This is a genomic window from Vulcanithermus mediatlanticus, assembly GCF_055385885.1.
Window position 1 is genome coordinate 853,425 of the sequence record NZ_AP042385.1, and the last position, 12,002, is coordinate 865,426.

Genomic DNA, 12,002 nt, shown 5'->3' on the forward strand with positions numbered 1-12,002 from the left:
CCGGCCCCGGTTCAGGCTTCCCTCGAACGAAATCCGCACCGATTCCCCCTATGATCCTATTGACAGCTTATCAGACCAATTGTTAAGTTAAGGTATCACCTCAGGGAGTCAAAGGCAATGGCCAAACTCGAAACCCCTGTCGTCAGCGAGCAGCTCTATGAAGCGGTCGCTCGCAAGATCGGCGAGCTCATCCTCTCCCACCGCTACACCCCCGGCACCCGCCTTCCCCCCGAGCGCGTCCTTTCAGAGCGTCTCGGCGTTGGCCGCTCGACCTTGCGCGAAGCCCTGGTGAGCCTGGCCGCGCTCGGGGTGCTCGAAATCCGGCAGGGCCGGGGCGTGTTCGTCAAGGACCTCCCGGTTGCGCTCATCGCCAGCAGGCTGAGCCGGATGGACGACGCCCCCTCCCTCCGCGACGTTTGGGAAGCTCGAATGGCCATTGAAGTCATGGCCGCCGAGGTCGCGGCGCTCCGCCGCACCGAGGCGGATCTGGCGGCCATGGAAAAGGCGGTGCTGGCGATGGAGGCGGCACTGGCACGCGGCGAGCCCGGCGTCGAGGAGGACACCCTCTTCCACCTCCACCTACTGCGGGCCGCCCACAACGCGGTGCTCACCCAGCTCGGGGAAGAGCTCGGCGCGCTCAGCCTGCGGGCCCGGCGCCTCGCGCTTTCCCGTCCGGGAAGACCGGCCTCGTCCAGCCAGGAGCACCGCGCCATCTTCGCCGCGATTCGGGACCAAGACCCAAAAGAGGCGGCCAGGGCCGTGCGTCTGCACCTCGAGTACGGCCTCCGGCTGACCATGGGTCTGGACCAAAGGGAGGCGAGTGGGCATGAAAAAGAAGGTTAATCGGCGGACGTTCATCAAGCTCGGCGCGTCCTTGGCCGGCGCCTCGGCGGCGAGCCGCCTCTTCGGCGCCAGGGCAGAAGCCGGTTCGGGTCAGTACGAGCCGCGCTTTCCCATTGAGAAAGGGGCCAGGCTCAGGCTGCTCCGCTGGTCTGGGTTCGTGAAGTCGGACGAAGAATACTGGAACGCAAACACCCGGCGCTTCACCAAACTCACCGGCGTACCCGTCGACATCGAGTACATCACTTGGGAAGACGTGCGCCCCAAAGCGGCGCTGGCCGCGAACCTGGGCGCCGGCCCCGACATCGTAATGGGGTGGTACGACGACCCCCACCTCTACCCCCAAAGGCTCCTCGACGTCTCCGACCTGGCCGAATACCTGGGCAACAAATACGGCGGCTGGTACGACGTGGCCCGCATCTACGGCTACAGCGACGTGGTCGGTCACTGGATCGCCATTCCGGTGGGTGCGCCGGTGGCGGCGCTGGTCTACCGCCAGAGCTGGGCCCAGGAAGCCGGCTTCGACACCTTCCCCACCGACCTCGACGGCCTTTTGAAGCTCTCTCAGGCCCTCAAGAAAAACGGCCATCCTACAGGGTTCGCCCTCGGCCACGCGGTCGGCGACGGCAACGTTTGGGTGCACTGGCTACTCTGGTCTTTTGGTGGCAAGCAGGTCGAGGCCGACGGGAAGACCATCGCCATCAACCGAGAAGAGACCTGGAACGCGCTTGAGTACGCCAAGGCGCTCTACCAGACGATGGTCTCGGGCGTGGCCTCTTGGCTCGACTCCAACAACAACCGGGCTTTCCTCTCCGGCGCCATCTCGCTCACCGGCAACGGCATCAGCATCTACTACGCCGCCAAGCGCGACTTCCCCGAGATCGCGAAAGACCTTAACCACGCCAACTTCCCCGTCGGCCCGGTCGGCCGGCCCACCGAGTTCCACCTCTTCACCGAGGCCTTCATCTTCAAGTACACCCGCTACCCCAACGCGGCCAAGGAATACCTGCGCTTCATGCTGGAAAAGGACCAGGCCGCGCCCTGGGTCGAAGCCATGAACGGGTACGTCACCCCCGCCCTCAAGGCCTACCGCGACCTCCCGGTATGGACACGGGACCCCAAGGTGACCCCCTACCGCGACGGCATCGCCCGCATGCTCTACAACGGCTACGCCGGCCCTCCGGGCCCCAAGGCCGCGGCGGCACTTTCGGAGTTCGTCGTCCTCGACATGTTCGCCGACGCCTGCGTCCGGGGCATGAGCCCCAAGGCAGCGGCAAAACGGGCCGAAGACCGGCTGCGCCGGATCTACAGCTAACGGGATCATGCGGGCCGGGTCGCTCTTTCGAGGGTTTTCCGAGCGGCTGGACCGCAGCCGCTGGCTGGGGCCGATTCTCACCAGCCCGGCGCTCGTCCTGCTCGCCATCTTCCTCGCCTACCCGCTCTTTCTCGGGGTGTGGCTCGGGTTTACCAACGCCAAGATCGGCTGGCCAGGCCGCTGGATCGGCCTGGAGAACTACCGTCTCCTCTTTTCCGACCCCGTGTTTCGAATCACCGCCTTCAACACGGTGCTCTACACCGGCGTCACCGTTGTTTTCAAACTCACGCTCGGGCTTACGCTCGCGCTTTTGCTCAACCAGCGCTTTCCCGGCTATCGACTGGCCCGTTCGCTCATGCTGCTCCCCTGGATCGTTCCCACCGTGCTCTCGGCCATCGCCTGGTGGTGGATCCTCGACCCCCAGTTCAGCTTCATTAACTGGAGCCTCGAGCGGCTCGGCCTCATCGATCAGGGCATCAACTTCCTGGGCGACGAGTGGCTCGCGCGCGCCTCGCTGATCGTGGCCAATATCTGGCGGGGCATCCCCTTTTTCGCCATCGGCTTTTTGGCCGGCCTTCAGGCCATTCCCAAGGAACTCCTGGAGGCGGCAAGGGTGGACGGGGCGAACCCCTGGCAGACGTTCTGGCACGTGACCTGGCCGCTCCTTTTGCCGTTGACCACCATCCTCACCACCTTCTCGACCATCTGGACCTTTACCGACTTCCAGCTGGTGTGGGTGATCACCCGGGGCGGCCCCGCGAACGCCACCCACCTCTTCGTGACCCTCGCTTACCAGCGGGCCATTCCCGGAGGCGCCCTTGGTGAAGGCGCAGCCATCGCCGCCTTCACGCTGCCACTGTTGCTGCTTCTTTCCTGGGCCGCCTTGCGGGCCCTGCGGAGACAGCTATGAGGCGATCGCGCTGGTTCACGCTCTACATTCCGGTGATCCTTTTCCTGGCCTTCCTGCTCTTCCCCTTCTACTGGATGGTGCTCACCTCGATCAAACCCAACAACGAACTGGTGAGCACCACCGCCAACCCCTTCTGGGTCCGCCACCCGACGTTCTCGCACATCATCTACCTGCTGCGCGAGACCTCATACCCCCGCTGGTTCTGGAACACCATGGCGGTCGCCGCCGGGGCCACCCTGGTCAGCGTGGTGGCCAGCTACCTCGCCGCCTTCGCCATCGCCCGGCTGCGCTTTCGCGGCTCCGAAGGGCTCAGCCTCGGGATCTACCTCGCCTACCTGGTGCCCCCGGCCATCCTCTTCATTCCCCTGGCCGATATCCTGCTCAAACTCCGCATGTTCGACCGCCTGTGGTCGCTGGTGCTGGTCTACACCACCTTCCTCATCCCCTTTTGCACCTGGTTGCTCATCGGCTACCTCAAGAACATCCCGGTCGAACTCGAGGAGGCCGCCCGCATCGACGGCGCGAGCCGACTCCAGGTCATGACGCAGATCATCCTGCCCCTCAGCGTCCCGGGGATCATCTCGGCCACCATCTTCGCCTTTACCCTTTCCTGGAACGAATACCTCTACGCCCTGGTGTTCATGTCCTCCCCCGAGAACAAAACCGTGCCGGTGGGGCTCACCACCGAGCTCATCCGCGGCGACCTCTACCAGTGGGGGCCGCTTATGGCCGGGGCGCTGCTCGGCACCCTGCCCGTGGTCGCCATCTACTTCTTCTTCGTCGAATACTACGTCTCCGGCCTCGCCGGGGCGCTCAAGGAGTAAAGCGCTCGTCGTCTTCTTCCAGGGAACGGATCTCCTCGATAAAGCGCTCGACCGAATCGAACTCCCGGTAGACGCTGGCGAAACGGATGTAGGCCACCGGGTCGAGGGCCTTTAAAAAGGCCATGGCCCGGCGGCCGATCTCCTCCGAGGTGATCTCCGGCCCTTCGACCTGGTCCTCAAAGGCGTAAGCGAACTTCTTCAACACCGCGGGGTCGACCGGACGCTTCTCGCAGGCCAGGCGCAGGCCTCGCAACAGTTTGTCGGGGTTAAAGGCCTCCCGATGGCCGGAACGCTTGATCACCATCAGGGGCTCGAGTTGCGGTCGCTCGTAGGTTGTGAACCGACGCCCGCAGGCGGCGCACTCGCGCCGGCGGCGGATGGCAAGGCCCTCGTCGACCGGCCGCGTATCCACGACCCGGGTGTCGGTGGTGCCGCAGTAGGGGCACTTCACGGCAACTCAGCCAGGAGATCGTAGAGCTCGGGCGGCGTGGGGGGTTCGGGGAGGCGGACCTCGAGGACCTCCCCGTGCACACCATCGGACACCATCGAGCCGAGCCCCAGCACCGCCCGCACCAGGGGGCGGTCGTACTCCTCGCCCACCGGATCGCGGCTGGGGACCACACCGTTGACCCGCACCTCATCCGGGAACACCGCGCTCGCGCCCCGGATCAGCCCCACCACCGCGCCGCGGACCGCCGAGACATGGGGCTCAACCCTGCCTCCCGGCGGCAGCACCAGGACCACGAACCCGCCACCGGCGAGGTACTTGAGGCCGTGCTGGAGCACGAGAAGGCTCGATTTTACATCGGCATTCAACAGCTCGTACCACTCGGCCTCCAAAAGCTCGGTAAAGGGCGTCTGGCTCTCAGCCGAGGTCACGTGCACGATTCCATCGAGCATGCCGAAGAGCTCTTCGACCTTTTCAAAGGTCGTCACCGCGTCCAGAGACACCGAGAGGTCGCCCCGAATCGGGATGGCGCTCGCCCCGAGCGCCTCCACTTCGCTGGCCACGCCGGTGGCCAGCTCGACGTCGGGATCCACCGCGATCACCGTGGCCCCGGCCTGGCCATAGGCCCGGGCGATGCTCCGCCCGTAGCCGCGGCCCGCTCCGGTGACCATGACCACTTTCTTCGAAAGACCCAGGAGGTCGGAATCCATCTCCCCTGCATTCTGACACGCGACCCTTCTTTACAAAAGTGCCCGCTTTGGCTAAATTAATGAGGTGCCGGCAGGGCCGGCGTTCGCGGGCCCGTAGCTCAGTTGGATAGAGCGGCTGACTACGGATCAGCAGGTCAGGGGTTCGAGTCCTCTCGGGCCCGCCAGTTTTGACCCGCCCCCAAAGGGGCGGGTGATGTTTTCTGGCCTGGGGTCGCCCATGTGGGGTGGCTGCCGAGGTCACCAGAGGCGGGGCACCGGGTAGCGGGCGATTTCGGCGTCACCGCTCACCAGGGTGAGGTCTTCCCGTATCGCCTGGGCCACGAGCATTCGATCGAAAGGGTCCTTGTGGTGGTCGGGCAGCTGGCGCACGGCCAGGGCGTGGGACAGCGTTACCGGAAGGGGCTTGAACCCGTTCGCCCGGAGTTGTTCCGCCAGGAACGCTTCGAGGCCTTCGGGAAGGCGAAGGCGCCCCAACCCTGATTTGATCGCCATTTCCCAGGCGCTCGCGGCGCTCAGAAAAACCGCGTTCCTGCCGTCGGCGATGGCTTCGCGGGCAGGTCGGGAAAGCCTGGGATCATCGCTGATCCACCACAGGAAGGCGTGGGTGTCGAGGAGGAGCCGCCGGCTCACAGTCCGAACTCCCGGGCCAATTCTTCAGGCAGAGGCGCATCGAAATCCTCCGCCACCCACACCTCGCCTTTGGCGCTGCCCGGCTGGCGCTTCGCCGGCGTCGGTTCCACCGGCACCAGGCGGGCCACGGGCACGCCGCCCCGGGCGATGATCACCTCTTCACCCAGCAGGGCTTCCTGGAGCAGGCGGGAGAGCTGGGTTTTGGCGGCGTGGACGTTGACCTTCTTGCTCATGCCCTAAGTGTATAGCTAAACTCTTAGCTAAGTCAAAGCGGCGGGCAAGGGTCACTACCCGTTACCCGCGAAAACGATTTTCGCAAGCATTATCTTTCTGGCACCGATTCGAAGCAGCTTGCGGCCCCTCCGGGCAAAGCGCCTTCCTGGCGCCACACCGGGCCCTTTCATTCGCGAGGCGCCCCGGTGGTATCATGGCAAGAAATGATCACAAAGCCGCGCCTCTTGACTTTGAGCGCGCTCTTGGTACGGAAAACGGCCCGGATTTTCACGCCCCTTTGTGACCGCGCCCAATGCCGAAACGCCGGGGTGGCCTTCAAGGGAGCGTCGAAATGATCGTCGTCGCCGGCGAGGCGCTGATGGATTTCACCCCGGCAAACTGCCAGGGGCGCTCCGGGTACTTGCCCCACCCCGGTGGGTCGCCGTACAACGTGGCCATCGGCCTCGGACGGCTGGGGGTGCCGGTGGCGTTTTTGGGCCGGATCTCCCGAGACCGCTTCGGGGAAGGCCTCTTAAAACACCTCAGGGAAAACGGCGTCGACGCCGGGTACGTCGCGAGAGGCGACGAGCCGACGACGCTGGCTTTCGCCCATATCCGGGAAGACGGCGTCGATTACGCCTTCTACGGCGAAGGCGCGGCCGACCGCCAGCTCGAGCTGGATGATCTCCCGGACACCCTGCCAGAGGGCGCGGCTTTGCACCTCGGCTCGTTCGCGCTGGCGGTGGAACCCGTGGCCTCGACCCTCGAGGCCCTCGTCCGCCGGGAAGCGGGACGCCGGCTGATCTCGATCGACCCCAACGTCCGGCCGGCGCTAATCCCTGACCGCGATCGCTACCTCCAGCGGCTGCACGCCCTTTTGGCCATGGCCGACCTGGTCAAGGTGAGCCTCGAGGACCTCGCCTGGCTCTCCCCGAACCGCGCCCCGCTCGAGGCCGCCGCGTCGTGGCTCAGCCTCGGCCCCGCCGCTGTGATCGTCACCCTGGGCCAGCGGGGCTCGCTCGCGATCACCGAGCGAGGCCGGTGGTCCGCCGACACGCCCGCGGTTTCGGTGGTCGACACCGTGGGCGCCGGCGATGCCTTCACCTCGGGCGTTCTGGCCTGGCTCTGGCGCCACAGCGCCCTCAGCCGGGCCGGCCTTCTGGCCCTGGGCCAGAGGCTTCGGGCCACGCTCGAATTCGCCAACCGTGTGGCGGCGATCTCGTGCACCCGCGCCGGTGCCAACCCGCCCTGGCAAAAGGAGGTGGAAGCGGGAAAACCCTAGGCCACTGAGGCAAAACGGCAGCCAGGTCTTTCACCAAGGAGCCACGCATGCGCATCGTCGAATCGGAAGTCCTCGACGTCCGCTTCCCCACCTCGCTCGAGCTCGACGGATCGGACGCCATGAACCCCGACCCCGACTACTCCGCCGCCTACGTCATCCTCAAAACCGACGGGGACCTCGAGGGCCACGGCCTCACCTTCACCATCGGGCGCGGCAACGAGCTGGTGGCCGACGCCGCCAGGCTGCTCGCGTCCCGGGTGGTGGGCCACGACCTTTCGACCTTCACCGCCGACATGGCCGCCTTCTGGCGCGGCCTCACCGGCGACAGCCAGCTCCGCTGGCTCGGCCCGGAAAAGGGGGTCATCCACCTGGCCACCGCCGCCGTCGTGAACGCGGTGTGGGACCTGTGGGCCAAGCGCGAGCAAAAGCCGCTGTGGAAGCTCCTCGCCGACATGAGCCCCGAGGAAGTGATCGGCTGCATCGACTTCCGCTACCTCACCGACGCCCTCACCCCGGCCGAGGCCGTCGAGATGCTCCGGCGCCTGGAGCCGACCAAAAAAGAGCGGGAGGCCCGCCTCCGGCGCGAGGGGTACCCCGCCTACACCACCAGCGCCGGCTGGCTCGGCTACCCCGACGAGAAGATCCGGACCCGCCTGCGAAAAGCCCTCGAGGCCGGCTTCCGCGCCTTCAAGCTCAAGGTGGGCCGCGACCTGGCGGACGACCTCCGGCGGCTGGCGCTGGCGCGAGAGATCATCGGGCCCGAGGGGGTGCTGATGGTGGACGCCAACCAGGTCTGGGAGGTCCCCGAGGCCATCCGCTGGAGCCGGGCCCTGCTCCCCTACCGCCCCTTGTGGATCGAGGAGCCCACCAGCCCCGACGACATCCTGGGGCACCGGGCCATCGCCCTCGCCCTCAGGGGGAGCGGCACCGGGGTGGCCACCGGCGAGCACGTCGCCAACCGCGTCATGTTCAAGCAGTACCTCCAGGCCGGGGCCATGGGGTTTTGCCAGCTCGACGCCTGCCGGCTGGGCGGGGTCAACGAGGTGCTGGCCGTCCTGCTGCTGGCGGCGAAGTTCGGCGTCCCGGTGTGCCCGCACGCCGGCGGCGTGGGCCTTTCCGAATACGTCCAGCACCTCTCGATCTTCGACTACATCGCCGTTTCCGGATCGATGGAAGGGCGCTTCATCGAGTACGTCGACCACCTGCACGAGCACTTCCTCGACCCGGCACGGATCAAGGATGGCAGGTACACCGTGCCCACCGCCCCCGGCTACAGCATCACCATGAAGGCATCGTCGCTCCGGACCTACGCCTACCCCGACGGGGAGTACTGGAGAGCAGCCCGCGAAGGCTGAAGCCCCCGCCAGGCCCAGGGCCCGGCCGGCCCCTTGCCGGTGCCCCAGTCGCCGGGCCGACCCGTAGCCGCGGCTCCATACAATGAGACTCATATTTTTATCAATTCAGCGGAGCAGAAGAAAAAAGTGCATTAATATGGGGCAAGGCACGCTGCGCCACGCCACTTTGAGGAGGTGGTTTGGTGGTGGACCGGGGTCCAAGATGGCTGTTTCTCGCTGGGGCCATCTTGACCGCAATCTTCATCGCCCGTTTTGGCTGGCTCGAGGCCAGCCTGGGCAACGGCGCCTTCCTCGTCGGGGCGCTGGGGCTGGGGATGATGGGCTATTGCATCCGCCCCCATCTTGGGCTGGTGCTGGGCCTCGTCGCCTCGGCCCTGGCCTGGGCCATCGCCTCGCCCCTCAAAGTTCCCGAGCCGCTTCCGGAAACCCAGCAGGAAGCCTTCCTCTGGCTCTGGACCGCGCTCACCGCCGCGGTCCCGGCCGCCACCGGCTGGATTCGGGGGCGGATCGAGGCCATGGCCTCGCAATCGCGCGCCCTCGCCTTTCTGGCCTCGATCGGCGAGCTCGCCACCGTGTCCAACCAGGAGCGCGAGCTCCTCGAGGGCACGGTCAGGGCAGCGGTGGACAAGGGGGGCTACGCCCTGGCCATGATCTGGACCAGCGACGAGCTGGGGCCCGAACCTTCGGCCTGGGCGGTGAAGCAGGGGCATCTCACCTTCCAGCGCCGAGACGGTGTATGGAGGCTCGAGTTCACCAACGGCCGCAACCGCATCCAGGCCGAGCTCATCCAGGAGCTGCGGGAAAAAACCCTCGCCGCCCGGGCCCTCCGCTCCGGGCGGCTGGTTGAGAGCGGGCGGAGTGCGAACAACGGCGACCCCATCGTCGCGCTGGCCAGGACGCTCGGCGCCCGGGCGCTGGCGGCCGCCCCCATCCGGGTGCGCCACCAGGCCTTTGGCACCCTGGTGGTCGCCGCCGAAGACCCCCTGGCCTTCCGGGGCGAGGCGGCGGTGCCGCTCGAGGAGGCCGCGCGCACGCTGGGGCAGGCACTGGAGCGGCTCTGGCTGGAGGACGAGCTCATGCTCCTCCACCTCACTGACCCCCTCACCGGCATCCTCAACCGGCGGGGCTTTGAAAACCGGGGCCGGGCGATGCTCGCCCACGCCCGCGAGCGCGAGGAGAAGGCGGCGCTGGTGTTCGTGGACCTCGACCGCTTCAAGGAGGTCAACGACACCATGGGCCACCACGCCGGCGACGAGGTCCTGAGGCAGGCCGCGCTCCGGCTGCTCTCCGCCACCCGGACCCGCGACCTCGTGGCCCGGGTCGGCGGCGACGAGTTCGCGCTGCTGTTGCTCCTGGAGGACCCGGGGGTGCTGGGGCGCATCACCGCCCGGCTCTACCAGGCTCTGGCCCGCCCCTACAACGTCGGCGAGCGGACCTTCTCCCTTGACGCCAGCATGGGAGTGGCGCTCTTCCCCGAAGACGGCGCCACCCTCGAGGAACTTTTACGCAAGGGCGACATCGCCATGTACCAGGCCAAGGAGAGCCGACGCCGGATCGCCTTCTTCGACGCCGAGAGCGACCTGGCGCTCAAGCGCCGGCTCGAGCTCGAGGCCGAGCTGCGGAGGGCGATCGATGAAAAGGCGATCGAGCTCGACTATCAACCGGTGGTGGCCCCGCCCGAGCGGCTGGTTTTCCTCGAGACTCTGGCCCGCTGGAAGGTGCCGCCTTCGGTCTTCATCCCCCTGGCCGAGGAGATCGGGCTCGCCTGGCCCCTCGACCGGCTGGTCCTGGAAAAGGCCATCGAACAGATCGTGGAGTGGCGAAAGGCCGGCCTTTCCGCCCGGGTGAGCGTCAACCTCTCGCCGCGTTCCTTTGAGGAGCCGGAACTCCTGAGTTTCCTCGAGGGCGCCCTTGCCACCGCGAAGATCCCCCCCGGGGGGCTGGTCCTCGAACTCACCGAGCGGGCGATCTTCAGCACCGACCGCACCGTCCTCTTTGAAAAGCTCAAGACCACCGGGGTCCAGCTCGCCCTCGACGACTTCGGCACCGGCTATTCCTCGCTGATCCTGGTCAAGGACCTGCCCCTCGACTTCATCAAACTCCCCCGCGAGTTCGTCCGCGACCTGCCCGAAAGCGAGCGCGACGCGGCCATCGCCGACACCGTGCACCGGCTGGCCCACCGCCTGAAGATGGGGCTGGTCGCCGAGGGGGTGGAGCGCCGGGAGCAGATCGAGTCGCTCAAGACCATCGGCTACCGGCTCTTCCAGGGCCACTACTTCGCAAAACCGCTGCCACCCCACAAGGCGGCGCGCTGGCTTTCGGGAGAGCGCCCGACCTATTAAAAGGGGCCTTGCCGTGGCCTTTGCCACGGCAAGGCCTTTAAGCCCCCATGATCTGCAGGAAAAGCCGGGTGAGCTCGGGGTCGAACTGGCGCCCCGACTGGGCCTCGATCTCGGCCAAGGCCTGGGCCCGGGTCCAGGCCTTTTTATAGGGTCGCTCGCTGGTGAGGGCGTCGTAGACGTCGGCGATGGCGAAGATCCGGGCCAGCTGGGGAATGGCCTCGCCCCGAAGGTCGTCGGGATAGCCACCGCCACTCCAGCGTTCGTGATGGTGGCGGACGATCTTCAGCGTGGCCTCGGGCAGAAAGCCCAGCTGGCGCAGCATCGCCTCCCCGATGGTGACGTGGGTCTTCATGATCTCGAACTCCTCCGGGGTGAGTCGCCCCGGTTTGAGGAGGATGGGGTCGGGAATCGCCACCTTGCCGATGTCGTGGAGGTACCCGCCCCAGCGCAGGCAGGTGAGGGCGTCCTCGTCGAGGCCGGCCGCCTGCCCCAGGCTGAGCGCGAGCGCGGTCACGCGGTCGGTGTGCCCCTTGCTCTCGTAGTCGCGGTACTCGAGGACCAGCCCCATGGTGCGGAGCGCCGCCTCGTGGCTGCGCTCGACCTCGGCGATGGCCTCTTCCAACGCCCGCGTGCGCTCGCGCACCCGTGACTCAAGCCGCGCGTTCTCCTCCCTGAGCGCCAGGTGCAGCGCCCGGGTGCGGAGCAAATTGCGCGCCCGCAGCACCACCTCGAAGGGGTCGAAGGGCTTGGTGAGGAAATCATGGGCCCCCAGGCCGAGCGCCGCCTCCTTGGCCTCTCGGGTTGCGTCCGCGGTCAGCACCAACACCGGAAGGAACTCCCCCTCCGGCACCAGCGCCGGAATCCGCTTTAACACCTCAAGCCCCCCCAGTCGCGGCATGTGGAGGTCGAGGAGCAAGAGATCCGGAACTTCCCCCCGAAGCCGATCCAGCATCGGTTCGGCCTCGGCGAAGGTCTCCACCCGCACCACCTTCTCCCGCTCGAAGATCCGGCGCAAAAGGAGCAGGTTCGCGGGCTCATCGTCGACGGCCCAGATGGTCGCCTGGTGTAAAAACTCCCTGGACTCGATCGTGCACCCCCTTGACTCCAAGCCTACCCCCCGCCGCCAGCGGCCC

Annotated in this window: 12 protein-coding genes and 1 tRNA gene; 8 read left to right on the forward strand and 5 right to left on the reverse strand. The window is 66.9% G+C overall.

Annotation, left to right across the window (positions count from 1 at the left end; translation table 11 throughout):
* The first annotated feature begins 117 nt into the window (after positions 1-117).
* Genes ACZ5BT_RS05315 through ACZ5BT_RS05330 form a run of 4 tightly spaced genes read left to right on the forward strand, consistent with a single transcriptional unit; the run spans position 118 to position 3,889 of the window.
* The gene (locus ACZ5BT_RS05315) at positions 118-843 is read left to right on the forward strand and encodes a FadR/GntR family transcriptional regulator (protein WP_464885572.1); all 726 of its coding nucleotides are present in this window, start codon (positions 118-120) and stop codon (positions 841-843) included.
* Positions 827-2,155 carry an ABC transporter substrate-binding protein gene (locus ACZ5BT_RS05320; protein ID WP_464885573.1) on the forward strand — a complete coding sequence of 443 codons (1,329 nt, stop codon included), beginning with the start codon at positions 827-829 and terminating at the stop codon, positions 2,153-2,155. Before ACZ5BT_RS05315 ends, ACZ5BT_RS05320 begins: the two co-directional genes overlap by 17 nt.
* A 7-nt stretch (positions 2,156-2,162) precedes the next feature.
* Positions 2,163-3,065, forward strand: coding sequence for a carbohydrate ABC transporter permease (locus ACZ5BT_RS05325; protein WP_464885574.1), 903 nt, complete (start codon positions 2,163-2,165; stop codon positions 3,063-3,065).
* Positions 3,062-3,889: a carbohydrate ABC transporter permease gene (locus tag ACZ5BT_RS05330; RefSeq protein WP_464885575.1), complete on the forward strand. Its 828-nt coding sequence runs from the start codon at positions 3,062-3,064 to the stop codon at positions 3,887-3,889. The genes ACZ5BT_RS05325 and ACZ5BT_RS05330 overlap by 4 nt, the downstream gene beginning before the upstream one ends.
* On the opposite strand, the gene nrdR is transcribed toward ACZ5BT_RS05330, so the two are convergent.
* Complete coding sequence (nrdR, locus tag ACZ5BT_RS05335) at positions 3,879-4,340, reverse strand: transcriptional regulator NrdR (RefSeq protein ID WP_464885576.1); 462 nt, start codon at positions 4,338-4,340, stop codon at positions 3,879-3,881. The genes ACZ5BT_RS05330 and nrdR overlap by 11 nt on opposite strands.
* Positions 4,337-5,047, reverse strand: coding sequence for an SDR family NAD(P)-dependent oxidoreductase (locus tag ACZ5BT_RS05340; RefSeq protein ID WP_464885577.1), 711 nt, complete (start codon positions 5,045-5,047; stop codon positions 4,337-4,339). The genes nrdR and ACZ5BT_RS05340 overlap by 4 nt, the downstream gene beginning before the upstream one ends.
* A gap of 87 nt (positions 5,048-5,134) precedes the next feature.
* Between ACZ5BT_RS05340 and ACZ5BT_RS05345 the strand changes: the two genes are divergently transcribed.
* A tRNA-Arg gene (locus ACZ5BT_RS05345) sits at positions 5,135-5,211 on the forward strand.
* A gap of 73 nt (positions 5,212-5,284) precedes the next feature.
* On the opposite strand, the gene ACZ5BT_RS05350 is transcribed toward ACZ5BT_RS05345, so the two are convergent.
* The gene (locus ACZ5BT_RS05350) at positions 5,285-5,677 is read right to left on the reverse strand and encodes a type II toxin-antitoxin system VapC family toxin (protein WP_464885578.1); all 393 of its coding nucleotides are present in this window, start codon (positions 5,675-5,677) and stop codon (positions 5,285-5,287) included.
* Positions 5,674-5,910, reverse strand: a complete 237-nt coding sequence (locus tag ACZ5BT_RS05355) for a type II toxin-antitoxin system Phd/YefM family antitoxin (RefSeq protein ID WP_464885579.1) — start codon at positions 5,908-5,910, stop codon at positions 5,674-5,676. The genes ACZ5BT_RS05350 and ACZ5BT_RS05355 overlap by 4 nt, the downstream gene beginning before the upstream one ends.
* A 332-nt stretch (positions 5,911-6,242) precedes the next feature.
* On the opposite strand from ACZ5BT_RS05355, the gene ACZ5BT_RS05360 reads away from it, so the two are divergent.
* From ACZ5BT_RS05360 to ACZ5BT_RS05370, 3 genes are all read left to right on the forward strand, one after another.
* Positions 6,243-7,172 (forward strand): carbohydrate kinase family protein, encoded by a 930-nt coding sequence (locus ACZ5BT_RS05360; RefSeq protein WP_464885580.1) that lies wholly within the window; start codon positions 6,243-6,245, stop codon positions 7,170-7,172.
* Between the two features lie 47 nt (positions 7,173-7,219).
* Positions 7,220-8,527, forward strand: coding sequence for an L-fuconate dehydratase (locus ACZ5BT_RS05365; RefSeq protein ID WP_464885581.1), 1,308 nt, complete (start codon positions 7,220-7,222; stop codon positions 8,525-8,527).
* Positions 8,528-8,754: 227 nt separating this feature from the next.
* Positions 8,755-10,869, forward strand: coding sequence for a putative bifunctional diguanylate cyclase/phosphodiesterase (locus tag ACZ5BT_RS05370; RefSeq protein WP_464885582.1), 2,115 nt, complete (start codon positions 8,755-8,757; stop codon positions 10,867-10,869).
* 37 nt (positions 10,870-10,906) lie between these two features.
* On the opposite strand, the gene ACZ5BT_RS05375 is transcribed toward ACZ5BT_RS05370, so the two are convergent.
* Positions 10,907-11,977 carry an HD domain-containing phosphohydrolase gene (locus ACZ5BT_RS05375; protein ID WP_464885583.1) on the reverse strand — a complete coding sequence of 357 codons (1,071 nt, stop codon included), beginning with the start codon at positions 11,975-11,977 and terminating at the stop codon, positions 10,907-10,909.
* Between the last annotated feature and the right edge of the window lie 25 nt (positions 11,978-12,002).

Coding starts and splice junctions, on each gene's coding strand:
- ACZ5BT_RS05315 (WP_464885572.1), top strand. CDS start 118: ATGGCCAAACTCGAAACCCCTGTCGTCAGCGAGCAGCTCTATGAAGCG.
- ACZ5BT_RS05320 (WP_464885573.1), top strand. CDS start 827: ATGAAAAAGAAGGTTAATCGGCGGACGTTCATCAAGCTCGGCGCGTCC.
- ACZ5BT_RS05325 (WP_464885574.1), top strand. CDS start 2,163: ATGCGGGCCGGGTCGCTCTTTCGAGGGTTTTCCGAGCGGCTGGACCGC.
- ACZ5BT_RS05330 (WP_464885575.1), top strand. CDS start 3,062: ATGAGGCGATCGCGCTGGTTCACGCTCTACATTCCGGTGATCCTTTTC.
- ACZ5BT_RS05340 (WP_464885577.1), bottom strand. CDS start 5,047: ATGGATTCCGACCTCCTGGGTCTTTCGAAGAAAGTGGTCATGGTCACC.
- ACZ5BT_RS05355 (WP_464885579.1), bottom strand. CDS start 5,910: ATGAGCAAGAAGGTCAACGTCCACGCCGCCAAAACCCAGCTCTCCCGC.
- ACZ5BT_RS05360 (WP_464885580.1), top strand. CDS start 6,243: ATGATCGTCGTCGCCGGCGAGGCGCTGATGGATTTCACCCCGGCAAAC.
- ACZ5BT_RS05365 (WP_464885581.1), top strand. CDS start 7,220: ATGCGCATCGTCGAATCGGAAGTCCTCGACGTCCGCTTCCCCACCTCG.